Below are 24,984 nucleotides of genomic sequence, written 5' to 3'. Positions count from 1 at the left end.
GATGAGGGGTTGTATCCGGGAGCTCAAATGCGAGAGATGTGTTCGCGGATAGAACCCCTCATCCGGCGCTGCGCGCCACCTTCTCCCACAAGGGGAGAAGGAAGAGACCGCTCTCACTCCGCCAAATCATTCACCCGCTTCACCCACGCGCGCACGTCGACGAGCACTTCGGGCAGCAGCGCTCTCACCTCCAGCACCGTCATCCCCGCCTTGATGCGGGGATCGTAGAGCAGGTTGAGGATGTACTGGTCGTAGACGTCGAAATAGCCCATCGAGACGTTGTCGTTGAACATGGTCCAGGGCACGCTCGTGGTATCATTGATCGGGCCGAGCGATTGCAGTAGCTCTTCATAGGCGCAGTCGAGGAAGACGAAGTCGCCATTGTCGACGGTGAGGATGACGTCGGAATGCTCGATCTCGAAATTGTCGTTCTTGCGGAAGCCGGAGAGGCATTGCGGATCGAGCGAAGTGCGGATCTCGCGGGCCTTCTCCGCGCCGTAGAAGCTGGAGATGGTGCGAAACAGGTCGCGGTCGCGCACCAGCTTGACCCGCAAATTCGCCGCCTCGTTGCTGTCGATCATGGCGATGTCGAGATGCTGCACGCGCTTGCCTATGTCGGCCACGACCTTGGCGAGCTGAGCCTTGCGGTCGGCGCGGTCGCCATCGGCGAACACGCGCACCGGCCCGTCGAACTTGCGGATGCGGTCGACGCGGCCAGCGAGGTGGTATTCGGCGCCGAACGCCGTCTTCAGAAAGCCTTCGACGATCTCGCCGTCGGTAAAGCTCTTTTTCTCGGCGCGCTGGCGCGCCGCGATCGCGGGCAGTTCGCCCGCCACCGCAAGGGTAGCAGTGTCAGGCGCGACGATGAGCGCTGCGAGCGCCAAGAGGGCGATGCGAAGGCGAGGCGAAGGCGGATTCAATGCGCTCATCGTCGTGCGACGCTGCCGTATTCGCAAGCTGCGCACAAGACCGTAAATCACGCGCCCTGCGTGTTTCCGCCACTCATCTGCGGCCAAAGAGTAACGGACGTCGTCATGAGTCCAGCAGGAGCCGCGGGCTCTCTCAACCTCTCCCGCTTGCGGGGGAGGTCGCGCCGAAGGCGCGGGTGGGGGCTTTCTCCGCTTTGGGAGTGTTCATTGTGGCGAGAGCCCTCTCCCGCAAGCGGGAGCGGGAGCGCACCGTCTGCGTGGACGTAAGCGCACTCCCTTCGTTATCTTGCTAGTTGTTGAGCACGACCACCGTGGTACCGACCGAGACGCGGCCGTAGAGATCGCTGACGTCTTCGTTGGTCATGCGGAAGCAGCCCGAGGACACTGCCTGGCCGATCGTCTCCGGTTCGTTGGAGCCGTGGATGCGGTAGAGCGTCGAGCCGAGATACATGGCGCGCGCGCCGAGCGGATTCTCGATGCCGCCCTTCATGTGGCGCGGCAGGTCCGGCCGGCGGGCCAGCATCTGCGACGGCGGCGTCCAGTCCGGCCACTCCTTCTTGGCGGTGATCCGGTGCACCCCGCCCCAGCGGAAGCCGTCGCGGCCGACGCCGATGCCGTAGCGCAATGCCTGGCCGTTCTGGAGCACCAAATAGAGCCGGCGCTCGGTGGTGTTCACGACGACGGTGCCCGGCGCGTAATTGGTAGGATACATCACGGTGGAGCGGGGAACCGGGCTCGCACCGCTGCCGAGATAGCCGGTGGAGCTCGTGCCCGTGAAGTCTATCATGCCCGCGGCGGATGCGGTGCCCGCGCCCGCCAGCAACAGCGCCATTGCGGCAATCGCCGCGGCAAAAAACCGGATCATTGTTTCCCCCAGCAAAAAATCGATTCAACGAACGCCACAGGCCATATTTGCGGGCATTTCGCAAGCCACGGCCCCGTGAGGGATGTCATTCCCGCGATCGGCGTTACCAAATCGGCAACCACGCAGATTGGTCGGAAAGCGTTAGCCAAACCCGCGCGTCGTCACGCCCGGCAGGGCAGCAATGCCCGCTATTGCTTTGACGAGGGCCGCGAACAATGATTGATCGAACGGATTGGTGGACATTGCCGGTTGCAGGAGCTGAAGGATGAATGGTGCGGAAAGCCTGGTGCGGACCATGGTCAACGGTGGGGTCGACGTCTGCTTCAGCAATCCCGGCACCTCCGAGATGCATTTTGTCGCAGCGCTCGACCGCGTGCCGGGGATGCGCTGCGTGCTCGGCCTGTTCGAAGGCGTGGTGACGGGGGCTGCCGACGGCTATTTCCGCATGAAGGGCACGCCGGCCTCGACCTTGCTGCATCTCGGTCCCGGCCTCGCCAATGGCCTGGCCAATCTGCACAACGCCAAGAAGGCGAATTCCGGCATCGTCAACATCGTCGGCCAGCATGCGGTCTACCACATCGGCTACAACGCGCCGCTGACCTCCGATATCGAGGGCCTGGCCCGGCCGATGTCGTCCTGGGTCCGCACCTCGCCGGATTCCAAATCGGTTGCCGCCGACGGCGCCGCGGCGATCGCCGCCGCTAGAAGCGCGCCGCCGCAGATCGCAACCCTGATCCTGCCCGCCGACACCGCCTGGAACGAGGCCGACGGCATCGCCGAGGTGCCGGCCGAGCAGCAGCGCGCGAGCTACTCGCCGCAGGCGGTCGAGCAGGCCGCCAAAATCCTGCACGGCGACGGCGAGGGCACGCTGCTGCTGATGACCGGCAGCGCGCTGAGCGAGCAGGGCCTGGCGCTGGCCGAACGTATCGCGGGCAAGACCGGCTGCACGGTGATGGGCCCGACCTTCCGCCCCAGGATGGCGCGTGGCCGCGGCCGCTTCTCGATCGATCGGATTCACTACGTCATCGACAACGCGCTGCCGATGCTGGCGAAGTTCCGCCACATCGTGCTGGTCGAGTCCGATGATCCGGTGGCCTTCTTCGCCTATCCGAACAAGCCGAGCGTGCTACGGCCCGAAGGCTGCGACGTACATCGCATGACCTCCTGGGGCGAGAACTCGGTCGCAGCTCTGGAAGCCCTCGCCGGCGCGGTGAAGGCGAGCACCAGGGACGTCAAGCCACAGGCCTTGGCTGAGTTGGTCAAGCCGACCGGCGCGCTCAACTTCGCCTCGATCGCGCAGGCGATCGCCTGTGCGATTCCCGAGAACGCAATCATGGTCGACGAGTCCTTGACCACCGGCCGCGGCTTTTTCCCGCCGACGGCGGCGGCCGCCCCGCATGACTGGCTTCAGAACATGGGCGGCTCGATCGGCTTCTCCACTCCGCTGTCGATCGGTGCCGCGATTGCCTGTCCCGACCGCAAGGTGATCTGCATGGTCGGCGACGGCAGCGCGATGTACACGATCCAGTCGCTGTGGACGCAGGCGCGAGAGAACCTCAACATCGTCACCATCGTGTTCGCCAACCGCATCTATCAGATCCTGCGCGGCGAGTTCGACAATGTCGGTGCCGGCGAGCCCGGCCAGCGCGCCAACGACATGCTGAAGCTCGACCGGCCGACGCTGGATTTCGTGGCGCTAGCGAAGGGCATGGGCGTGCCCGGCCGCGCCGTCACGAATGCGGACGAGTTCAACAAGGCACTGGCCGAAGCCGTCGCCGAGCCCGGTCCGCGGCTGATCGAAGTCCAGATGTAGGTCTCTCGACGAAACAGAGCGCCGAGGGCCCGGAGGCAAAATGCAGACCGAGCTGAACAAGGTGATCGCGGCGCTCCGGGACTTCTACGCCCACGAGGGATTCCTGTTCGAGAAAGACATCGGCGAGCGGGCGATCACGCATCGCTTCGCCGTGCATCTCGAGAAGCAATTCTCGGGCTGGGCGGTCGATTGCAACTACGACCGGCTCGGCGAGCGGACGCTGCATCTGCCGCACGGCACGATCATCTCCACCGACGATCATCTGGGAAAGTCGATCTATCCCGATGTCGTCGTGCATCAGCGCGAGATTCCGAACAATCTGCTTGCCGTCGAAATCCGCAAGGCGAGTAATCACACCGCGCTCGACCACGACCAGCACAAGCTGAGGGCGCTCACCGACGCGCATGTCTGGTTCGCCTATTGGATCGGCGTGTTGCTGGTGCTGGACCAGCACAATGTGACGACATCGGAGGTCTATGTCGGCGGCATCGTCGAGCCACAGCTCTCGCGCTGGTTCGCAACCCGGCTGGAGGAGAGCGGTCTCGGGGCCGCGCATTAGAGCGGATGAAATCAGATTCGATCTGCTCTTCGGTCGACTTAAGCGCTCTCGCCGTTCCCTCCCCCTTGTGGACAGGGCAATCGCATATGGATTTCACGCGGATCGTCCGCGGGCTTGCTCGGCCTCTCCCGCTTGCGGGAGAGGCGGACGCGCTCGCAGAGCGCGGCGGGTGAGGGCTCTCGCCACGCAGGGATATCCTCCGCAATCCTCAACACTCCCGACGCGGAGACACCCCCACCCCAGCCCTCCCCCGCAAGCGGGAGAGGGAGCCCACTGCTGATGTCGCTGCATTGTGCACCCATATGCGATTGCCCTGCCGACAAGGGGGAGGGAACGCACCTCAGTCGGGGCACTAGCGTCATCGACCGCCGCAAAGTCAGTGCAGGCTGGGACCCTGGCCGAGCGCGTAGGCGACGAGATCCCTCAGCGCGAAGTTGGGGCCGGTCACCGGCGCCCAGTTCGGGTCGAGCGACAGGAGCGAGGAATTATCGCCGAACATCAGGCCGAGGAAGACCTCGGCCACGATGCGTCCGCCGACCGGGCCGAGCTGCGGTGTGTTGATGGGGCCGGGCGCGCCGGTCGCCGGGACCATGACGGCGATCTGGAACTGCCGTGCCTCGGCCAGGATGTAGGTCCAGAGCGGACAATTACCGGCAAACACGCCGTTCGCGATGGTCGCGATCTTGACTTGCGGATCGCCCGGCCCCGCCTCGTCGACGGCCTTGCCGATGATGATCTCGTCGTCCGTGAGCGGCGTCAGGTTCATCGCCCTGGCGACCGCCTGGCCCGACGGCAGCCCGAGCCGCCAGCTGCGCTCGAGATTGCGCAGCGCAAGCGATGCGGGATTGGACGCGACCTCCGGCGGCAGCTTGCGCAGCGGGTCCACCAGCGAGGTATCTATGCGATAGGCGAATTGCAGCCGCCTCTTGTTGTCGGGATTGGTGTCGTCATCCTCGACGCCGTAGGCGCGCGTGTCGAGATCGATGAAGCGGCCCCAGTCCATCGCGCGTCCCGGGCCCATGGCGCGGAAGCCGGTCAGTGCGTTCTGATCGGGATTGTTGGGATCGGGAAAGATCTGCAACAGCATGTTGGCCGCATCGTTCAGCCGGTAGCCGGGGCGGATCATGGAGTGCCCGAGCCGGTAGGCCGCGACCGAGAACTCGACCGGCATGAACGGATAAGTCTTCCAGTGGTAGTGGGCGAGCTTGCTGCGGTCGTAGTGACCTGCGGTCTTCAGCTCGTCCAGCACGCTGGCGTGAACGATCCGCGGCAGGAAATCGTTCAGCACGACGTATTGATAGTGAAAGCGGACGCGCTGCTGCACGTCTTCGAACGACAAGCTGTCATTGTCGTCGACCATGCGGTTGTGAACGCGCAGCATCAAGGCCTGAAACTGCGAGACGATGCTGTTCTCGTCGTTGCGGGGATCGCCGATCAGCGCGCGGCCCTTGAAGCGCGGCAGGTCGCTGGCATCGGGCACACCGGCGCCGGTCAGCTTCTCGCCGAGCCGGAACTTGATGCCGTCATACATGTAGGGTTGGTCGTTCGGACCACGGCCGTAGAGATTGTCCAGATCCAGCGCCGGCGTGCGGAAGTCGACGAGGCCGTCGGGATCCTGCTGCTTGGTCAGCGAGCTCACCGGATCGAAGGTGATATCGTGGTCGATGAACTGGCCGAAATAGGTGTAGAGCGCGGGAATACCGCTCTCTTCTGCGTCCGGCCCGTCCTTCGGTCCGTCGAAATCAGCGACCATCTTGTCGGCGAGCGCCGAAAGGTTTGCGATGTTGTTGGCGTCGTTCGAGCCGAATTTCGCTGGTGTGAGCTTGCGGAACATGCGGCCGAAGCGGCCTTGCGAAAGCGACGAACGCGTTGCGTTCAGACCGCGCGGAATAATGCTGTGGCGGCTGCTCATTGAAACACCTCCCTGAAAAGTCGAGTTGAAACAAATCGGGCTAAAGTTGTCTGCGCTGGAATATGCATTCTAAGCGGGATCTGACCCGCCAAGAGCGATATGGATCACAGTTGCCCGGCATCGACGATTTTTCGGAGGAGGCGCCTTACGAACAAGCTACGGCTGCGCATCGTGAATTTGCCCGCGGCGGCGACGGATAACATTCTCGTCATCGATGACGACGGCGAAGCCGACCGTCTCCATGCAAAAAGCTTGCGGCTCGTGGCACGCGCACGCCGCAAGATTGTCAGTTATCGCGCTGCTGCGAGAACGCGTAGTGCGGATTGATGCCGCAATCTATGTGACCTCGGCCACAGTTCATGCCCGGGTTCCGGCCTATCTTGACGACACTTGCACGCGTCGATCCCGCAGGACTAGTTTTGCCTCATTCGGATCAGGCGTTTTTGGAGGTACTGATGCAAAAATCATATTTGCTGGCTGCGACAGCAGCTCTGGGGCTTATCATGCAAACACCGCTCGCGCTGGCGCAGAGCGCGCCGGCCGCCGGCAGCACTGCGGCAGCGGCTGCCACGACGACCGCGCCGGCTGCGACGACACCAACGCCGAGTGCCACCACTACCACCACCACCGATACGTCGGGCCAGCCGTCCGACTCCAAGAAGAGCGCATCGAAGAAGCCGGCGAAAAAGAAGATGACCCGGCAGCAGGAGATCGACCATTCGGTCGACAGCGGCACCGTTCCCGCACGCTATCGCAGCTCGGTGCCCAAGCAGTACCAGCAATACATTCCGTTCGATAAGCAATAACCGATTGCACGGCGGCGCGAGGTCATCGATCCCAGCGCCGCTGGTGACAGTCAAGGAAGGCTTTGGCGGACTTGGCAGGTGCGATCTGGGTCGCCAAACCCTGTGGCGGCCTGCGGTCGCGATGCTAGACTAAGCCAAAGCCACGGGGGTGATGATGAGCGATGACGTGAAGGATGCTGGCCTTGTGGCGATGATCAGCAGCATCCTGGGAGGCAACAAACGCGCAGACCTGGTCGCACCGCCGCCGCTGACCGACGTCCCACCGACAGCACCGTCGAATGAGGTTCAGGCGGTCGCGGAGCCGACCGCAGAAGCAACAGCGCCGAAGCATGAGGCTGCGCTCAATGCCGCGGCGGTCTCCGCGAAGCCGGCCGAGCGGTCCGCGCAAGTCATCATGACACCGGATGGCAAGCGACGTTTGCCGGCGGAAGCGATTGCCGATCTCGTGCTCGGTGAGTTGTGCAAGCTGCAAGATTTCCCACCCTCTGGCGCCTCGGTCACGGTCTATGGCTACCGCCACTGGAACGCCATGATCACCTTCGCGCCGTTCTCGACCACGTTCCGGAACGCAACGCGGTTCCGCCAGGCCCTGCCAGATCTTGTCTTCAGGCTGCGCCGTTTCGTCGAACTTGAGATATGATCCGCGGCAATCGCCGGAGGCGCGAACGCGCCGCCTTTAGCCCAACAGTTCGACAGGATTTTCGAGTTGAGCGTCGCCTTTACCAAGGAAGAAAGCGCCGAGACCGCGTCCGAGACGCTGTTGCCGGATCGCCCCATCTCGCCTCATCCCAACCTCGTGACGGAGGCAGGCCTGCAGGCGTTGCAGAGACAGCTTGCCGAAGCGCGCCAAGCCTATGAAGCGGCGCAAGCCATCGAGGACGTCAACGAGAAGCGTCGGCAGTCGGCCGTCCCGTTGCGTGACGCCCGCTATCTCACCGAACGTCTGCGCACCGCGCAGGTCGTCCCCGATCCGGCCTCGACCGACATCGTCGCCTTCGGCAGCACGGTGACCTTCAGCCGCACCGACGGCCGCGTGCAAACGTATCGCATCGTCGGCGAGGACGAAGCCGATCCGAAAGCCGGCTCGATTTCGTTCGTATCGCCGGTGGCGAGGTCGCTGATGGGAAAGGCGGTGGGCGATGTCGTGGGGGCCGGCAGCCAGGAGATCGAGATTCTGGAGATTGCGTAGGGGCGCGATTGGAGAGTTGAATTATGGCGCATGGGGCGCCAGCGCCACCATCAGCCCCGAGACGATGATCAGGGAGGTGAGGCCCAGCAGAAGGCTGCGTCGTTCGATGCCCGCGTCACCGAGGAGATCGCAAGGCTGGTGACGACGGCGAACAATCCGGAGACCGCGATGCCTAGCCGGGGTGGCCCTCGGTCATGTGGAGACCGGTCCCGATCGGGTAAGCAGGCCGATGGGCATGAACTCGGACGCCATCAAGCTCCCGACGCACAAGGTCAGCGCAAACACCGCACTCGATGCCGGGCTGCGCGATAGCGCCTCGTTGCTTCGGGCGAGTTGTACCCTCTCAAAAAACCTCCTCCAATGGACTGGGCGCGTTTGTCCCCGCCAGATGATGTGCGGCTGGATGGAGTGTCTCTTACATTCGGTACTGCTCGTCGCCGACCTTCTCCATCCAGTCGACCGCTCGGCCGTCCTGCGATTCCTGGACGGCAATGTGCGTCATGGCTGTAGTGGCCGACGCGCCGTGCCAGTGCTTCAGCCCCGGGGGAAACCAGACGACATCGCCGGGCCGGATCTCCTGGACGGAACCGCCGTCCCGCTGCACCCAACCGAGCCCTGCTGTCACGATCAGCGTCTGCCCGAGCGGATGCGTGTGCCAGGCCGTGCGGGCGCCAGGCTCAAAAGTCACCTGAGCGCCGCTGACGCGCGCAGGCTCGGGAGCCGCGAACAGCGGGTCGATGCGGACCGTCCCGGTGAACCAGTCTTCGGGACCCTTCTGCGAAGGGCGGGATCCGTTTCTCTTGATGTCGATGTCCATTGCAATCTCCTTTGCTTCGGACGCGAGCGCCGGGGCCCGTTGAATTCCGATGATCGCGGAGGCGCTTCCGCCGACGAGTATGTCTCTACGTGTCATCACGGCATGCCTCATGGCCGATCGCGAGCGGGCTTGTCGACGAGCATTGTCGTTCTTTCAGTGCGGTCGCTTTTCGATGACGTCCTTGACGACCGGCGCCACGGAAAACGCGTTCGGCCAGCCGGCGTAGAAGGCGAGATGGCCGAGCACCTCGCCGGCTTCCTCCCGCGTGACATGGTCTTTGCTCCTTGGGTGGATGCCTCTCCGGCGACGGCAGGGCCGCCACCAAACAGGCAGAATGAAAACAAGGCCGCTGCGACCATTCTCATTGCGTGGATCCTTCCAGATCTGTCGGATGCGCCATTAGCCACGAAGCGACGAGTGCTGCGCAGAGCACGGTGCCCGCGCTAACCAGAAACACGACGTTCAATCGCGCCCCGGCTGCGATCAATCCGAGCGCAGGGCTGGCGAGCCCTTGGGCGAGATCGAGAAATGCAGTGTAGGCGCCCATGGCCAGGCCGCGGCTGTGCGCCGGAACGCGGCGGACAGCCTCGACGCCAAACCCGGGATAGACCAACGAGAAGCCGAAGCCGGTCAGCGCGGCGCCCAGCAACGCCATCTCGGGTCGAGAGGACATCCAGATCAGCGCCTGTCCCGCGGCTTCGATGACCGTGCACACCAGCGCGACTTTGGCCCCGCCGACGTTGTCGGCCACATGGCTGAAGAATATCCGGGCCATGATGAAGGCGACCGCGTAGGCAGTGTACGCGAGCCATCCGTTGTCCCATCCGCGGTTCGCGAACAGCAAGGCGACGAACGTGGTCACGGCTCCGAATCCCACACTCCCGAGAGCCGAGCCGAGGCCCGGCACCCAGACGGCGCCGATCACTTCGACGAACGAGAAGCGGGCGTGGTGCGTCGGGGCAACAGCGGGAAGCCGCGCAACGAGCATCAAGGGGACAAGAGGCGCCGCGGTGGTCGCGGCCGCGATCGCAGCGAAGCCGTAATTCGCGTAGAGAGCGGAGCCAGCGGGCGCGCCGATCGCGAACGCTGCGAACATCGCCATGCCTATCCACGCAATGACCTTGCCCGTGCTGCCGGAATCGACGAGCGCCAGCCCCCAGCTCACCGCCGCTGTGATGATGAAGCTCTCGGCGCCGCCCAGAAGTCCTCGCCCCAGCAGCAGTATCGCCACGGAGGCCAGGGGGACCGCAGTAAAATAAATCGAAGCGAGGTACAGCAACCCCGAAGCAGCGGCAGCGAGCAACCCGACGATCACGCCGCGCTTGGCTCCCTTGCTGTCCGAAAAGTTGCCCGCCCAGGGCCGCGAGACCAGAGACGCCGCGAACTGACTGCCGGCGACCAGGCCGACCACGAACGTTCCTTGACCCAATCCATCGTGGACGTGAAGCGGAAGGACCGGCATCGCGATGCCGATGACGAGGAAGGCGACGAAGACCATCCCCATGATCGGCAGCAAGGTTGCGGCGAGGCTATGCGCCGTGGCGCGCGTTCGGAGCGTTGTTACCGGCATGCAATGACGCCTCTGCTCATACCGTGAGCATCGTCTTGATCGCACGCCGTTCGTCCATCGCGCGGTAACCTTCCGCGACGTCGGCAAGAGGCAGCGTGAGATCGAACACCTTGCCGGGCTTGATCCTGCCCTTCAGAACGCGATCCATCAGATCGGGCAGGAAGCGGCGGACCGGCGCCGGTCCGCCCAGCATTCGACGTTGCGCGAAAAACATCGCCTGACCGTCGAAAGTCACGCCGTGAGGTACCCCCGACATAACCGATCGAGCCGCCCGGACGCACGGAATCGATGGCTTGAGTCATGGATTCCTGAGTGCCGCCGCATTCCAGAACGGAGCCCGCCCCGACACCTCGCGTGAGCTCTTTCACGCGCTCGATGCCCGCACCACCGCGTTCGGCGACGATGTCCGTCGCGCCGAACTCGCGTGCTAATTCCTGCCGACTCTTGTGCCGGCTCATCGCGATGATGCGTTCAGCCCCCATCTCCTTGGCTGCCAGAACGCCCATCAGGCCTACGGCCCCGTCGCCGACGACGGCTACCGTCGATCCGGGCCGAACGTTGGCGGCATCGGCGGCGTACCAGCCCGTCCCGAGAACATCGGACGTCGCCAGCAAGTGCGGAACGAGGTGCTTTTCCGGCACTTCGGCGGTGGCGACAAGCGTTCCGTCGGCCAGAGGCACCCGCGCGTACGGCGCCTGCGCTCCCGTCATGAACTCGCGCTGGATGCAGGAGGAGTGAAAGCCAAACTTGCAGTGCGGGCAGGTGTTGTCGGACAGGCAGAACGAGACGACGACGAACTGGCCAGGGCGGACGGTTCTGACTTCGCTGCCGACCTCGACGACGATGCCGCAGTATTTGTGACCCATGTGGGCCGGACCGTCCGTCGGCTGCAATCCGCGATACGGCCATAGGTCGGACCCGCAGATGCAGGTGGCCGACAACTTTATGATGGCATCCGTTGGCTTGAGGATCTTCGGGTCGTCGACTTGTTCGCAACGGACGTCTCCCGGCCCGTACATGACTGTGGCAAACATGATTATTTCTCCTGTCAGGCTGGTGGAAGAAGCTCGATGCGCAGCGCGAACGTGCCTCGCGTGAGCAGCGGTTGTGGACCATCATCGAGGCGGCCGATGCGGATCAGGCCGCTCGAATATTTGTATCCGCCATGAAAGAAGGCGAGGTTGCCCCATGGCGCGTAGTAGCAGAGATCGCCTGCTGCTTCGTTCGAGAACGGAGCGCCTCCTTCTTCCGTCAGTTTTCGCGGCAGGTAGGCGATTTTCTCGTTTGTCGAAAAATCCTGGACGACGAGATCAAGTGGCAGCATCGTCGCCAGATCGCGAGCGGAGGGATTATTCAGCAAGCCAACCGTGAAAGCCTTCTCCTCGAAACGGCAGCGAATACGCATGGGCGCCCTTCCTCCTGTCTCGCGTCATCGAATGTCGTCTGCGGCCGAGGCCGATGACGTTGCGAAGATGACGGCCGCCAGAGCGGCGGCAAATCGACGCCGGGTGAGGCCATCAAATGCGTCTCTCATTTGCCCCAGCCTCCGTGCTGTCGACGCGGGCTGCCGGTCCACTCGTCTCTTTGTCCGGGGACGGCGCGCCGCTGATCGCTGATGGGAAACTAAGGCTTCCGCCTGCGTCCGATTAGGTGATAAAATTCGAACGCAGTCATTAGACAGGCTTATCAATGAACCGGGAAGACGCCAGCGATATACTGGCGTTCCTCGCCGTGGCGAGGGAACGCAGCTTCACCCGTGCCGCAGCCAAGCTCGGTATGACGCAATCGGCGCTGAGCCAGATCATCCGAAACTTGGAGGAACGGCTAGGTGTCCGTCTTCTCAACCGAACGACCCGGAGTGTCACTCCAACTCAGGCTGGAGAACGGCTGTTCCTGAGCGTCGGTCCCAAATTCACCGAGATGGACGCCGATCTCGCTGCCCTCAGCGAACTAAGGGAAAAACCCGCCGGAATCGTGCGGTTGACCGCAACGGAGTACGCCGCCGCCGAGATCCTGCTGCCGGCGCTGGGGAAGATTCTTCCCCAGTATCCAGACATCCACGTCGAGGTGATCATCGATTACGGGCTCACCAACATCGTGGCGCAGCAGGTCGATGCGGGCATTCGTCCCGGCGAGCTCGTCGCCAAGGACATGATCGCCGTGCGCGTCAGCCCAGACCTCCGAATGGCGGTGGTCGGCTCGCCAAGTTACTTCGTCGAACGCAAGCGCCCGAAAACACCGCAGGATTTGACCCAGCACAACTGCCTCAACCTCCGCCTACCGACCCACGGCGGCAGCCTGTATGCGTGGGAGTTCGAGAAGAACGGGCGGGAGCTCAACGTGCGCGTGGAAGGACAGCTTGTGTTCAACAGCGCAGGGCTTCTTTTGGAGGGAGCGCTCAAAGGCTTCGGACTTGCCTACCTCACGGAGGGACACGTACATCCATACATCTCGCAGGGCCGGCTGGTCAGAGTGCTGTCGGACTGGTGCCCGCCGTTCGCGGGATACCATCTGTACTATCCGAGCCGACGCCAACCATCGCCGGCGTTCGCTCTTCTTGTCGAGGCTCTTCGACACCGCAAGACGTAGGACTTGCAAGACGTAGGACTTGATCGTCGCGATCGTGAAGGTTTGCGGACGCCGGCCCCGTGTGCGCGGCGCCACCATCATGGGGCCGGCGTCCGAAAACCTTCACAGCACCGGACTCGTGCACCGCAGCACATGAGGGCGCAACGCTTCTGGCGGGACATTTGCGGTGATCGATGATGCCGGCTACCGGATGAACCCGAGCTTTTCGCGAAAGAAAGGCAGTATGGAACCTAACGGAGCATCAGACGTTCTTTTCCGCGAGTGAGCAGCGCCGTCGCCCCGGCGCAGCAAGCGCCGAGGCGCTGAGCTGCGCTGATCGGAGGGAATGCTCATGAGACTCACCCTTTCAGTCATCAAGGCTGACGTTGGCTCCGTCGGCGGGCACACGAAACCGTCTACACGCATGATGGCGGCTGTCGAAGGCGAGGTCGCGAAGGCGATCTGCAATGGTCTCTTGATCGACGGTTTCATCTGCCACACCGGCGACGACATTGCGATCATCATGACGCACACACGGGGCGAGGGGAACTCCGAGGTACATCAATTCGCCTGGAAGGCATTTCTTGCGGCCACGGCGGTTGCGAAAAACTCCGGCCTCTACGGCGCCGGCCAGGATCTTCTGGTCGACGCGCCTTCCGGAAACGTTCGCGGCGCCGGACCGGGCGTCGCGGAGCTCAGCTTCGACCACAGCCTCTCGGGTTCGAGGCCCGCGGAGTCCTTCATGGTGTTCGCCGCCGACAAATGCGGCCCCGGCGCCTACAACCTGCCGCTCTACCTCACCTTTGCCGATCCCATGTATTGTGCTGGACTGATGCTGCCTCCGATGATCAAGGGTTTCCGTTTTCATGTCATCGACATGGACCACACGGCTGGCGACAGCGTGATCGAACTAGACGCGCCCGCGGACGGCTACCACATTGCCGCGCTGCTCCGCGACAATGAGCGCTTTGGGATCGATCGCATCGTTTCTCGAACGTATGACGAGGTTGCCGTCGCTGTTTCGGCGCAGCGTCTTCACTCGATCGCAGGCAAGTACACCGGCAAGGACGATCCGGTCGCGATCGTCAGGAACCAAGGGATTTTCCCAGCGCCGGAAGAAATCGTCTCGCCGTTCGCGAAGGCGCACTTCGTAGGCGGCGATGCGCGCGGCTCGCACGTGATGCCGCTGATGCCCGTTCCGCTCAACACGCCGGTGACCGGCATGTACTGCCTGCCGATCGTTTCCTGCGTCGGCTTTTCGATCGAGAAGGAAGGCCGCTTTTCCGAGTCCTATACCGATTTCTTCGACAATCCGGCGTGGGACGAGGTGCGCCGGCGCGCGCAATGCAAGGCAATCGAGATGCGTAGCCAAGGCTGGTCCGGCGCTGCGATGCTGCCCTATTCCGAATTGGAGTATGGCGGCTTCCGCGACACCGTATCCGCACTCCTGAAGCGTTTTCGGTTGCGCGAGGAGCGCAAACCGGAAGCGGCCGAGTAGAGAACGTGCGACGCGGGCGCTGTTGACATGCCAATACTGGGAGGTGAGTGTGGCGAGGAAACGCATCGGCATTCTCACTGGCGGTGGCGACGTCCCCGGCCTCAACGCAATCATCAAGACCGTGACCTATCGCGGCAGCGAGGACGACATTGAGGTCGTCGGTCTGCGCCGCGGTTGGGAAGCCCTCACGCACCTTGACCTCGACGACCCCGCCAGCAAATCGCACTACCTTATCCCGCTCAACCGCGAAAACACGCGCATCATCGACCGACGCGGCGGTACCGTGCTGCACTCGAGCCGCACCAATCCCTCCAAAATGAAGAAACTGCCCGATCATCTCGCTGGCCAAGACCTTCCAGTCTCGGAGAGTACCAAGAGCGGCATCGCAACCAAGACCTGGGATCTCACCGGCCAGGTATTGGCGAACCTCTCCAGGCTGGGCATCGAGCACCTCATCGCCATCGGCGGCGACGACACACTCAGCTATGCGGACAAGCTCAACGGGCTCGGCGTCAAGATTATCGCCATCCCGAAGACGATGGATAACGACGTCCGCAACACCGAGTATTGCATCGGCTTCTCGACCGCGATCACCCGCGCCAGCGATGCAATCCAGCGGCAGCGCACCACTGTCGGCTCACACGAGCGAATTGGCATTTTCCGCATCTTTGGCCGCGATGCCGGATTTACAGCTCTCTACACCGCGTACGTGACCTCGATACGGTGCGTCATACCGGAGTACAAGGTCAACCTCGACAAACTGATCCAACTGCTCGTCGAGGAGAAGCGTGCGAACCCAAGCAACTACGCGCTGATCGTACTCAGCGAAGGTGCCGAGTGGGAGGGCTTCAGGCTGCAGGAATACGGCGAGCCTGACGCCTACGGTCACCGAAAAAGGACGAGCGTGGCCGAAGTGCTTGCCGACGAGATCAAGCGGCGCGCCAGCGAGGAGACCATCGTCTCTGATCTCACCTACGACCTGCGATCGGGCGATCCTGACTTCATCGACAAGCTCGTCGCCCTGACTTTCGGCAACATGGCCTATGATGCCATCCTGGAAGGCAAGACCGGCCTCATGTCAGCGCTGGTCGAGGGCCGCTACGATCTTGTGCCTATCCCTGACGCCAGGCTCGGGCCGCGCAAACTGGACGTTGCCAGCACGTACAACACGGAGCGCTACCGCCCCATCTACGCCAACAAGCGGGGGCTGCCGATCTTTCTCAACCGCGCGTGACAGGGTGGCAGGTGGTAACTCCCCAAACGTCTCGTATGGGGCAGCCTCCGAAGCGGTGCCCGGCCAGATAGGCCTGCCGACGCGGAGTCAGGGCCTCGTGCCGAGATCATGAAGGAGTCAGGCCATGGAGATCGAACGCACTACATTCGGCACCATCACGATCGACGGAAAGACCTATGAACACGACGTGATCATTCGTCTCTCCGGTGAAGTGGCAAGGCGGAAGAAAAAGCTGTCGAAGAAGTACTACGGCACCTCGCATGTCCTCTCGAAAGACGAAGCGAAGTTCCTCTATGAGGACGGATGCGAGCAGCTAATTCTTGGCTCCGGCCAGATGGGCAATGTGCACCTATCGCCGGAAGCTGAGGCGTATTTTGCGAAAAAGGGTTGCACGGTCCTGCTGCAGCCGACACCCAAGGCGATTCATGCGTTCAACGACTCGCGCGCAAAGAAGATCGGCCTTTTTCACGTTACCTGCTGAAATCGGGCCGGCTGCGGCGCATGAAGCCGAGAGCGCATTGAGAAGATCGATTCGTCGCACCATTTCGGCCCACTACCTACCTTCTGCTTGCAACGGCAAAGCCGACTTTTGCACGCCCTCGCAAGGGAGCCTCAGCGACTCTCGATCGAGAATGAATGCGGGCGCACAGGGGATCGATGATGGCTTTGGCTTTCGCCGATTGCCGGGAATGATCGCCCGTCAGGTATCGAACGACCAGGTTGATATCAATCGTGAGCATGACGTCGCCGCGCCTCCGCGGCGATGCTCGCCTCCATCTCTTCCACGGTTTTTGGCTTGCCCCGATAGGACAGCGACGCGAAGACCTCAGCCGGCTTGGCCGCCGGGAATGGCGAGGACGGCTTCAGAAGCACCCGTCCGGCGTGCTCTCGATGGTCAACCGAGTGCCCGCCCGCCAGCGGCGTTCCTCACGGATCGCCTTGGGCAGGATGACTTGACCCTTGGCCGAAACAGTCGTCGTCAGCTTGCCGGCAGCCATGGGATCATCCTTGGTGAGACCAAAGTAAGTCGCCTTGCCCGGCAAGGAGCAGGAGAGCAGCCGGCAGGTTTGAGCCGGTTATCATGCTAGGCGCCGCTGACATCTCGGCTTCGTGAGCTAATCGCTGTACCTGTAACCAACGATGTCCGTGATGAGACGTCCCGTGCGGTACGCCTCTCCCCGGATGATGCCATTCCTGTCCTTGTGTTGCCTGACGAGTCAAATCTGATTTCGAAAAAGGCGCAATCCATTGTTTCCGCTTGCGTCGGCTACTGTGCATGGGGTTGTTTTCGACATTTTTGATTGAGACGGTCCCGAATCCGCCAGGCGTCGATCATCGTCCCGCAATGGTTCAGGAAAGCTGGAGGATTCAGGGGATGGATGGTGGGCGCACAAGGGATCGAACCTTGGACCTCTCCCGTGTGAACCACAATTGGTGGACTGTAGCCAACCTAATCCAGCCATAGTCTTATTGTAAAAGTCCTTGTAAGGTAAAGACTTGTGGCCATATTGGACCATCCTTGGCCTCGGTTGGCCTTACCACATTTTGTATGTCCCTGCTGTGCCCTTCGGAGGAATTCCCTTAGGGCACACAAACTGGGAACGCGGAGGCAATGGCTTGTGGTCCATTTCTTCTAGTATCGCCTCGACCCGTCTCAGGGCGCAAGGAGCGAGAGCACAAACGATGGAAAAGAGTAAAGAATCTCTCAGAGCTGAAGGAACGACGAATTACCTGAGACTCACTGACGCGGCGATCCGTGCGGCGACGCTGCCGCCGGGCAAATCGCAGCACTATCTGCACGACACAGAGCAGCCGGGGCTCGCGATCAGGATGCGCGCGACTGGTGGCAGGACCTGGGTCTTCATGTTCACAAAGCCTGGGACGAAAGGCACCCAACGCAAGACGCTGGGTGCATGGCCCAAATTCAATGAGAAGGCCGCGCGCAGGGCCGCCACCGTCGTCGCTGGGGAGGTGGTCATTGGGATCGATCCCAATGAGGGCAAGCGCGAGGCGAAGCGGCAAGCGCTGGCCGAGCGGCAGTGCACGACACTGGCGACCTTGATCGTTGAAGATGGCCCCTACGAAATGTCCCTGACCGGGCGCCAGGTCGTCAACTGGAAACCGGCTATGTCGGCACTCCGACGCGGTCTGAAAGATCATTTCGACCTCGCCATCGCCGAGCTCACGCGACGGCAAATCATGGCGGCGGTGGACAGGATCGGCAAGACCGGCAAGCGCGGCGCAGCAAAGGACTTGCGCAAGCACACGCACACGTTCCTCGAATGGTGCGTCGGCGAAGGTTACGTCGAGCACAACGTGCTCGCCGGCTATCGCGTGCCCAAGGAGACGCGCGCGCAGCGGGTCGGGCGCCGAACGAAGGGCCGGGCGCTGACCGACGAGGAGATCATCAAAGTCTGGCACGCATCCGGCAAGCTTGGGACGTTTGGGCTATTGACACGAACGTGCCTACTTGGTGGCCCGCGCCGCAGCGAGCCAGCCATGATCGAGTGGCAAAATCACGTCATGGATGACCGCATCACTTTCGATGCAGCATGGACCAAGATGGGCCTTTACCACGACGTGCCGCGTACCCACCTCGTTGACGAGGTGCTTACGGCCGCAAAACATTTCCAGCGTGCGACGTCGGACTATGTCTTCCCGTCACCGAAGACCGGCGGCCAGATGTCGGGCTTCACAAACTTGGTCGACCGCCTGGTCAAGGAAGCGGGTGTCGCCAAGTTCACAATGCATGACTTAAGGCGCAGCTTGCGAACCATCATGTCACGCTGCGGCTATGACAACGAAATCCAGCGGTTGTGTGTCGGGCAAAAGCCGCGCGGGATCGATCAGGTCTACAATCACGACGAACAGTGGATCATCCGCAAGATGGCGTTCGAAGCTGCTCATGACTACATCGCGGAGTTGGTCGGCGCGAAACGGGGAGGCAAGGTCGTGCGCCTGCAGCGGACGAATCCGCTCGATCCCATCAAGGCCGAATTGCTTGGCCGTCTTCGCGAGCATTATGCGGCTGCGACGACTTAGTTGTCTCATCGCGTCCGGCCAGATAGTCGCGCACCGCATCAACTCGGTAAAGCGGGCGGCCATCGACGTAGCGCCATTTCAGCGGGTGGTTCGGATTGCGCCGCCATAGCTCCAGGGCTCCAGGCGTGCGCCGGATCACGGCGGCCGTTTCTAATGCCGTTAAATTTGAACTGCCCGGCAGCGAATCGATATCGAACGTCGCGGGCGGCGGCATGCCGCGATTCTTCCGAGGTCGCTTCATGGTGCGGAGCGTCTCTTTCAAGTGGCCCATCGTCAACTCTCACGATTGAAGCGAGCGAGGCTCTTGTGTAATCGCCTGGTCGCTTCTTGGGCGGGACGTCAAGAGAATCAACGCAGTCGTCGAACTTTGCCTGTCGAGTGCCGCCGATTTGACCATCATGCTCCGGTTGATGTTGCATAGGAACACGTCAATTGCGCGTCGTAGGATTGGATATCAACGCGAATAGAAGAAAAGTTGCTGGTAGGTAGCCGAGACCACTCCGCTCGCATTGCGGCCCTGCGAGTGGCCACGTCAGCGGCCCGGTCACGCCCGCAGGCTATTGGCCGTCATGGGAAGCATGTCGAAGAATGAAAAACGAACTGATAGGTAGTTCGACGCTTCGCAGCTACATCGAGGCGGGCTGGCGGACATCGGAATTGACTTGGCGATACGGACTTGCTCGGCGCCAAAGGCGCCTCACGGAAACGACTCGGCACGACGCCACTAGGACGGCGCGTCATGGAAGAACTTCGACGATCCATCTACCGACCGCTTTCAACTGGCGTTCCATAAAAGCGACGCACCGCGTTCCAGGATCGGGTTCGTTCGCTGGCGGGCCATTCCTGTGCGCCCAATGCACGCGAGCGCCATGGGAATCTCGGTCAACCTTGGCGATAAGATCTGCCTCCTTCATCGCGTCAGGTGCATTAGCCCCAAGGGCATTCTGGCAGCAGAGTCAACAGTTCAGACGGCAAGTGCCGCTGGAACATTGCCATAAAGAAATGTTTACGGATCATTATCGACGAGAAAGATCTGTTCACGTTTCGTCTATGATCTGTTTACATATCATTTCGGTGTTAATGATCCGAGAACATATCCATGGCTTCGGCTCCAAACCCGCTGCTCAAGGAGCTTGGCCTGCACTTTCGCAGAGCACGAATGGCTGCTGGCCTATCCCAGGAGCAAGTCGCCCTCCGGGCGAACATTAGCAGGCCCCGCTATCGCGACATTGAAACGGGTGCCGCTGCAGCCCGCGCAACGACACTCGTCAACGTTGCCCGCGCCCTTGGCATGGAAATGATGCTGATTCCGCAAGCGATGGTACCGGCTATTCAATCAATGCTGCAGCCAGCTACGGGCGATGATGACCATCCTGCGTTCACGTCAGATGTTGAGGAGGAGGAGCATGAATAAGCCTGTCCTCGCGGCTGAACGTATCCAATCGCTCGACATCTCATTAAACGATCTTGCCATCGGCACGCTCGTCCGAACGCCGGGCGACTACCACGCATTCAATCTCTTGCCCGCGTATCGGAGCTTGAACGACCCTCCGATCTTCAGCCTGTCGCTTCGCTCGGCGGATGGCAGCCTCCGCCGGGATCCCAAACCCATACGCGGCGCGCTGCCGCCGTTCTTCGCGAACTTGCTGCCCGAAGAGAAACTGCGCGAAGCAATGGAAAAGCACCACGCAGCGTCAGTAAGACCTGGAAACGACTTCGATCTCTTGGCCGCACTGGGGACAAATCTACCGGGAGCGGTACGAGCGTTGCCGAGCGACGGCGTCCCCGTTCCGGCCGGGCCAGAATCAGAAGGCAAGAAGAAGGCGCGCTTTTCGCTCGCCGGTGTCCAGATGAAGCTCTCCGTCATGAAAAATACCGGAAAAGAAGGGGGATCACGCTCGGCGTCGACGATGAGCAAGGGCAGTACATCGCGAAATTTCCCTCCCTCACCCACATTGGACTTTCGGAAAACGAATTCGCGATCCTAGCCTTGGCGGAAGCGCTAGGGATGGAAGTGCCTGCACGTGAGCTCGTCGAAAAGACGGATTTCGCCGGCATTCCGGAAGAGTTTAACACCATGTCCACGGGCAAAGTGCTTCTTGTCCGTCGCTTCGATCGCGGTGCCGGTGCAGCGCGCGTGCATATGGAGGACTTTGCACAGGTCTTCGGCCGCTATCCGTCCGAGAAATATACCGGTGCGGCGTATCACAATATTGCCGCCGCGCTGAACAGCGGTGTCTCGTTCGATTCCGCGGTCGAATTTGTCCGTCGTCTTGCGCTCGCCGCGATCACGGGCAATGGCGACATGCATCTCAAGAATTGGTCGTTACTGTATCCTGGAGACGGACGGACGCCTACGTTGGCGCCAATCTACGACGTGCTCTCAACAGTTTCCTATATCCCGAAAGATGGTCTAGCATTGAGCCTTGCGGGCGAAAAGTCATTCAAGGCCCTGACTCCAGAGCGCTGGCGCAATTTCGCGAACCGCAGCCGTCTTCCAGAGGGGGCAGTGGTGACGGCTGTAGCTGAGACCGCGGCGGCCGTGCGCGACAAGTGGTCAGTTCTTCCAGAACGCGACGTCGTGCCTGGGCAGGTTCTCGAGCGGATCGATGCACATATCGACGAAATGGTACCCATCCTTGACCCTTAGGCGCGGCACTGATCGCAGCACGACCTGGGCTGATCAAGAACCAAGAATAGTATGAGGATTGCTGGATGCGAAACAATTCAGCATCACATGGATTGTGGGCTCTCACCGCGCCACCGGCGCCAGACACTGTTCCCCTCGCCAGTGACACCGCAGCGGATGTGATCGTGATTGGCGCTGGATATACCGGGCTGTCGTCTGCACTTCATCTCGCGGAAGGAGGGGCGCGCGTCGCGCTGTTGGAGGCGTCCGAAATTGGGTTCGGCGGTTCGGGCCGGAACGTCGGTCTGGTTAACGCGGGCATGTGGGTGATGCCTGACACCCTTCCGGATACGCTCGGCGCCCCGTTCGGCGAACGGTTGATTGAACAACTCGGCCGTGGACCGCAAAAGGTGTTCGACCTCATCGAAAAGCATGGCATCGAATGTGAAGTTGAACGTGCCGGTACCCTGCATTGTGCCGTCGGACGTAAGGGCTTGCAAGAGATCGAGGCCCGCGCCGAACAGTGGCAGAAGCGTGGCGCCCCTGTCATAGTGCTAAATGCAGAGGAGACACGCAGGAAAGTGGGCGGTGGCGAATACAGCGGGGCGCTGCTCGATAAGCGCGCCGGGACGATACAGCCGCTGGCCTATGTGCACGGTCTAGCGAGAGCCGCGCTTGCAGCGGGGGCTAGGATATTCACACAGAGCGAGGCTGTTACTGCGCAACACAACGGCTTGCGCTGGAGGATCAGCACAGAAAGCGGATCGGTAGATGCGGAATGGGTGATCGTTGCGACGGATGCCTATGGTAAAGGACTTTGGTCGCAGGTACGGCAGGAGCAGATCCATCTGCCCTACTTCAACTTTGCTACAGGTACTCTGCCGGATGGTCTGAGGAAGTCGATCCTGCCTGAACGGCAGGGAGCGTGGGACACTCGAGAGGTCCTCTCTTCATTTCGCTTGGATCGCTCCGGGCGCCTCGTGTTTGGCAGTGTTGGTGCCCTTGAGGGTATTGGCGCATCCGTTCACCGGGCATGGGCTCAGAGATCGTTGCGCAAGCTGTTTCCGGGACTTCAGGATGTCGAGTTTGAAACCGGCTGGTTCGGCATGATTGGAATGACCTCGGACAACCTGCCGCGCTTTCACGAGCTCGACCGCAACGTCGTTGCTTTCAGCGGTTACAACGGTCGCGGCATCGCACCTGGCACAGTCTTTGGCAGTGTGTTGGCTTCGTACGTTCTGGGGCAGATCGCGGAGAACGATCTTCCGCTGCCGGTCACTGCCGTTGAACGGCAACGCTTTCGTGCCGCGCGGGAAGCCTTCTACATCGCGGGGTCCCAACTTGTTCACCTAATGGAGTCCCGGTTCTGATTACCCAAGCGAGTTCGCCAAGTATGGGACTGTCATCGGCATGCTCATGGCTCAACTTCGCGCTCTGACGGCCATTGACCTCGATCTGTTGCTACGAGGCGAGAGATTTTTGTGTTCTGTACGTTCGGTCGAGCTTCACACGGAATTCTAAACGCTGACGACGGCCTCTCTTTGGCGGTGGTATAGACCGTGCTGTCACGGGGCGACGGGTGCTAAACTCGTCCGAACTTCGAATGAAAACGAGGAAATCATGTCGCGTTATTTCTCCGCCCCAGAGGTAGATGCCGGCCTCGACTATCCCAGGTTGATCGATGCCTCAAGCGAAGCCGTCCGGCGCGGCGGAGTGAACCGCCCCGGGATTGTCGGAGGCCATTTGGTTTAAGTTATGCCGCCATGGCGGGTTGTTCCAGCATGGCGTAGTAGCGTTGCTCGGCTTCGGCCGGTGGTATGTTGCCGATGGGCTCCAGGAGCCGCCGGTTGTTGAACCAGTCGACCCATTCCAGCGTCGCGAACTCGACGGCCTCGAAGCTGCGCCATGGCCCGCGCCGATGGATCACCTCGGCCTTGTAGAGGCCGTTGATGGTTTCGGCGAGAGCATTGTCATAGGAATCTCCGACGCTGCCGACAGAAGGCTCCACGCCTGCTTCAGCCAGGCGCTCGGTGTACTTAATGGATACGTATTGGGCGGATTCAAACGGTCGTCGCAATACCAGTTATTTTCATTCATGATAGCAAGTCGTCAAGCGCCTCCGCTGGCGTTTTCCAACCCAGTGTCTTTCTCGGTTGGGCATTGAGGGCCGCCGCCACAGCGGATATCTCGTCGGCGCTGTGGATGCTCAGGTCTATGCCTTTCGGGAAGTACTGCCGCAACAAACCGTTGGTGTTCTCGTTAGTGCCACGCTGCCAAGGGCTTTGCGGGTCGCAGAAGTAGACCTGGATACCCGCATCGATCTTGAGACGATCGTGCTGAGCCATTTCGGCTCCCTGATCCCAGGTTAGCGAGCGGCGCAGCTCTTCGGGCAAAGTGATGATGGTGCGCGTGATCGCGTCGCGCACGGCTTCGGCCCCGTGTCCCGCGAGGGCAGGCCCGTTCTTCGCGCGCGGAGCTTCGCCATGCCCCGCCAACCGTGGAAGGTGCAAGAGCATCGTGAAGCGCGTCGTGCGCTCGACCAGCGTGCCGATTGCCGAGCTACTAAGACCGAGGATGAGGTCTCCCCCCAATGTCCCGGCACTGCTCGATCGGCAGCTTCAGCAGGGCGTTCACTGATCATGATCTCCGGCGAGACAAAGCCCTTGCCTCGCCTGCGTACGCGCGCCCTGGGCATCCGTAATACACGCCCTGTTCGCAAGCAGGCCGTCAGCTCGCGGCGCAGCGCCCCACGGCCCTGAACGAAGAGAGCTTGATAGATAGCTTCGTGGCTGATGCGCATCGTCTTGTCGTCCGGGAAGTCGATCGGCAAGCGTCGGGCAATCTGCTCGGGGCTCCAGGCTTTGGCCCATCGCCGATCCTTGCGCGGGCCATGCCGGCGGCCCTTCCACGGAACGGCGGGACCCGGAACGGGAGCGCCGCTCGGGGCTAGCGCCAGCAAGTCTCTCCTCCACATAAGTGCGCAAGGTTGCATTGAGCGCAAGCTTGGTCGGCTTGGGCCGGCGGGCGGATCGATCCGCATGCAGTGCCTGCTCCAGCGCATCGAGCACGAAGCCTGCATGCGCCGTGCGAGAGGCTCGCCAGCCCACGATCCTGCGGGCATAGGCGTCGATGACGAAGGCGACGTAGACGAAGCCGGTCCAGGTCGCGACATAGGTGAAGTCGGAGAGCCAAAGGACGTTTGGCCTTGGCGCCTTGAACTGGCGCTACGATGGACCGGCCGTCGATCATCGGTTGACGTGATCCAGCGGGCATGGCGCAGCCTTGTCGCTGATCGTGGTCTTGACGGGTTTTCCGCGGATGACCCCTTGCAAACCCATATCCCGCATCAGTCGCGACACCGTGCAACGGGCAACATCGAAGCCCTCACGTTTGAGCTCCCGCCAGACCTTGCGCACGCCGTAGACGCGGAAGTTCTGATCGAAGATGCGCCGGACCTCGATCTTCAGCGCAACATCCTGCCTGGCGCGCGCCGACAGCCTGGCGGGATCCCGCCGCTTGGCCACATGGGCGTGATAGGTCGAGGGGGCGATCG

At 61.9% G+C, this 24,984-nt stretch carries 19 protein-coding genes and 7 pseudogenes; 13 read left to right on the top strand and 13 right to left on the bottom strand.

What is annotated here, in order from left to right; genetic code table 11:
* Positions 1–113: 113 nt before the first annotated feature.
* Positions 114–929 carry a DUF2927 domain-containing protein gene (locus tag IVA82_RS07515; protein ID WP_247381372.1) on the bottom strand — a complete coding sequence of 272 codons (816 nt, stop codon included), beginning with the start codon at positions 927–929 and terminating at the stop codon, positions 114–116.
* Between the two features lie 289 nt (positions 930–1,218).
* A complete protein-coding gene (locus IVA82_RS07510; protein WP_247381365.1) occupies positions 1,219–1,794 on the bottom strand; it encodes a L,D-transpeptidase in 576 nt (191 codons plus the stop codon).
* 265 nt (positions 1,795–2,059) lie between these two features.
* On the opposite strand from IVA82_RS07510, the gene IVA82_RS07505 reads away from it, so the two are divergent.
* Both IVA82_RS07505 and IVA82_RS07500 read left to right on the top strand, forming a co-directional pair.
* Positions 2,060–3,607, top strand: a complete 1,548-nt coding sequence (locus IVA82_RS07505; RefSeq protein WP_247381363.1) for an acetolactate synthase large subunit — start codon at positions 2,060–2,062, stop codon at positions 3,605–3,607.
* A gap of 40 nt (positions 3,608–3,647) precedes the next feature.
* Positions 3,648–4,166 (top strand): hypothetical protein, encoded by a 519-nt coding sequence (locus tag IVA82_RS07500; protein WP_247381362.1) that lies wholly within the window; start codon positions 3,648–3,650, stop codon positions 4,164–4,166.
* A 376-nt stretch (positions 4,167–4,542) separates the two neighbouring features.
* On the opposite strand, the gene IVA82_RS07495 is transcribed toward IVA82_RS07500, so the two are convergent.
* Positions 4,543–6,078, bottom strand: a complete 1,536-nt coding sequence (locus IVA82_RS07495) for a heme peroxidase family protein (RefSeq protein WP_247381360.1) — start codon at positions 6,076–6,078, stop codon at positions 4,543–4,545.
* A 455-nt stretch (positions 6,079–6,533) separates the two neighbouring features.
* Here IVA82_RS07495 and IVA82_RS07490 point away from each other — a divergent pair, with 455 nt between their 5' ends.
* The 3 genes from IVA82_RS07490 (at position 6,534) to greA (ending at position 8,073) form a co-directional block, all read left to right on the top strand.
* Positions 6,534–6,884: a hypothetical protein gene (locus tag IVA82_RS07490; RefSeq protein WP_247381358.1), complete on the top strand. Its 351-nt coding sequence runs from the start codon at positions 6,534–6,536 to the stop codon at positions 6,882–6,884.
* Positions 6,885–7,038: 154 nt separating this feature from the next.
* Complete coding sequence (locus IVA82_RS07485) at positions 7,039–7,524, top strand: hypothetical protein (RefSeq protein ID WP_247381356.1); 486 nt, start codon at positions 7,039–7,041, stop codon at positions 7,522–7,524.
* Between the two features lie 66 nt (positions 7,525–7,590).
* Positions 7,591–8,073: a transcription elongation factor GreA gene (gene greA, locus IVA82_RS07480; protein ID WP_247381353.1), complete on the top strand. Its 483-nt coding sequence runs from the start codon at positions 7,591–7,593 to the stop codon at positions 8,071–8,073.
* Between the two features lie 415 nt (positions 8,074–8,488).
* Here the strand turns inward: greA and IVA82_RS07475 are convergent, their stop codons facing one another.
* The 5 genes and pseudogenes from IVA82_RS07475 to IVA82_RS07455 all read right to left on the bottom strand — a co-directional run bounded on the left by IVA82_RS07475 (position 8,489) and on the right by IVA82_RS07455 (position 11,865).
* On the bottom strand, positions 8,489–8,884 hold the full coding sequence (locus tag IVA82_RS07475; RefSeq protein WP_247381393.1) for a cupin domain-containing protein: 396 nt from the start codon (positions 8,882–8,884) through the stop codon (positions 8,489–8,491).
* Positions 8,885–9,043: 159 nt separating this feature from the next.
* Positions 9,044–9,166 (bottom strand): annotated as a pseudogene (locus IVA82_RS07470) (carboxymuconolactone decarboxylase family protein); the annotation flags it as partial.
* Between the two features lie 85 nt (positions 9,167–9,251).
* Complete coding sequence (locus tag IVA82_RS07465; RefSeq protein WP_247381351.1) at positions 9,252–10,460, bottom strand: arabinose transporter; 1,209 nt, start codon at positions 10,458–10,460, stop codon at positions 9,252–9,254.
* Between the two features lie 16 nt (positions 10,461–10,476).
* Positions 10,477–11,494 (bottom strand): annotated as a pseudogene (locus IVA82_RS07460) (zinc-dependent alcohol dehydrogenase family protein).
* Between the two features lie 14 nt (positions 11,495–11,508).
* Complete coding sequence (locus tag IVA82_RS07455; RefSeq protein ID WP_247381343.1) at positions 11,509–11,865, bottom strand: cyclophilin-like fold protein; 357 nt, start codon at positions 11,863–11,865, stop codon at positions 11,509–11,511.
* Between the two features lie 284 nt (positions 11,866–12,149).
* Here IVA82_RS07455 and IVA82_RS07450 point away from each other — a divergent pair, with 284 nt between their 5' ends.
* The 4 genes from IVA82_RS07450 (at position 12,150) to IVA82_RS07435 (ending at position 16,241) form a co-directional block, all read left to right on the top strand.
* A complete protein-coding gene (locus tag IVA82_RS07450) occupies positions 12,150–13,049 on the top strand; it encodes a LysR family transcriptional regulator (protein WP_247381341.1) in 900 nt (299 codons plus the stop codon).
* 331 nt (positions 13,050–13,380) lie between these two features.
* The gene (locus tag IVA82_RS07445; RefSeq protein WP_247381338.1) at positions 13,381–14,526 is read left to right on the top strand and encodes a fructose-1,6-bisphosphatase; all 1,146 of its coding nucleotides are present in this window, start codon (positions 13,381–13,383) and stop codon (positions 14,524–14,526) included.
* Positions 14,527–14,575: 49 nt separating this feature from the next.
* On the top strand, positions 14,576–15,760 hold the full coding sequence (locus tag IVA82_RS07440) for a 6-phosphofructokinase (protein ID WP_247381336.1): 1,185 nt from the start codon (positions 14,576–14,578) through the stop codon (positions 15,758–15,760).
* Between the two features lie 124 nt (positions 15,761–15,884).
* Positions 15,885–16,241 (top strand): MTH938/NDUFAF3 family protein, encoded by a 357-nt coding sequence (locus IVA82_RS07435; protein WP_247381335.1) that lies wholly within the window; start codon positions 15,885–15,887, stop codon positions 16,239–16,241.
* Positions 16,242–16,486: 245 nt separating this feature from the next.
* Here IVA82_RS07435 and IVA82_RS07430 read toward each other — a convergent pair.
* A pseudogene (locus IVA82_RS07430) lies at positions 16,487–16,758 on the bottom strand (AbrB/MazE/SpoVT family DNA-binding domain-containing protein).
* Between the two features lie 685 nt (positions 16,759–17,443).
* Between IVA82_RS07430 and IVA82_RS07425 the strand changes: the two are divergent.
* Positions 17,444–18,802 carry an integrase arm-type DNA-binding domain-containing protein gene (locus IVA82_RS07425; protein WP_247381332.1) on the top strand — a complete coding sequence of 453 codons (1,359 nt, stop codon included), beginning with the start codon at positions 17,444–17,446 and terminating at the stop codon, positions 18,800–18,802.
* On the opposite strand, the gene IVA82_RS07420 is transcribed toward IVA82_RS07425, so the two are convergent.
* Complete coding sequence (locus tag IVA82_RS07420; protein WP_247296105.1) at positions 18,747–19,064, bottom strand: hypothetical protein; 318 nt, start codon at positions 19,062–19,064, stop codon at positions 18,747–18,749. The two genes, IVA82_RS07425 and IVA82_RS07420, sit on opposite strands and share 56 nt — an antisense overlap.
* Positions 19,065–19,901: 837 nt before the next feature.
* On the opposite strand from IVA82_RS07420, the gene IVA82_RS07415 reads away from it, so the two are divergent.
* The 3 genes and pseudogenes from IVA82_RS07415 to IVA82_RS07405 all read left to right on the top strand — a co-directional run bounded on the left by IVA82_RS07415 (position 19,902) and on the right by IVA82_RS07405 (position 22,801).
* Positions 19,902–20,216 carry a helix-turn-helix transcriptional regulator gene (locus tag IVA82_RS07415; protein WP_247326180.1) on the top strand — a complete coding sequence of 105 codons (315 nt, stop codon included), beginning with the start codon at positions 19,902–19,904 and terminating at the stop codon, positions 20,214–20,216.
* A pseudogene (locus tag IVA82_RS07410) lies at positions 20,209–21,452 on the top strand (type II toxin-antitoxin system HipA family toxin). Before IVA82_RS07415 ends, IVA82_RS07410 begins: the two are co-directional and overlap by 8 nt.
* A 65-nt stretch (positions 21,453–21,517) precedes the next feature.
* Positions 21,518–22,801 (top strand): FAD-binding oxidoreductase, encoded by a 1,284-nt coding sequence (locus IVA82_RS07405; RefSeq protein ID WP_247381330.1) that lies wholly within the window; start codon positions 21,518–21,520, stop codon positions 22,799–22,801.
* Between the two features lie 383 nt (positions 22,802–23,184).
* On the opposite strand, the pseudogene IVA82_RS07400 reads toward IVA82_RS07405, so the two are convergent.
* From IVA82_RS07400 to IVA82_RS07390, 3 pseudogenes are all read right to left on the bottom strand, one after another.
* Positions 23,185–23,487: pseudogene (locus IVA82_RS07400) on the bottom strand (integrase core domain-containing protein); the annotation flags it as partial.
* 37 nt (positions 23,488–23,524) lie between these two features.
* Positions 23,525–24,288, bottom strand: a pseudogene (locus IVA82_RS07395) (IS30 family transposase); the annotation flags it as partial.
* Between the two features lie 181 nt (positions 24,289–24,469).
* Positions 24,470–24,984: pseudogene (locus IVA82_RS07390) on the bottom strand (IS3 family transposase); the annotation flags it as partial.

The organism is Bradyrhizobium sp. 142 (assembly GCF_023074015.1).
Classification (GTDB): Bacteria; Pseudomonadota; Alphaproteobacteria; order Rhizobiales; family Xanthobacteraceae; genus Bradyrhizobium.
The sequence above is the reverse complement of the archived record's forward strand: the minus strand, read 5'-3'. Positions and strand labels throughout refer to the sequence as shown.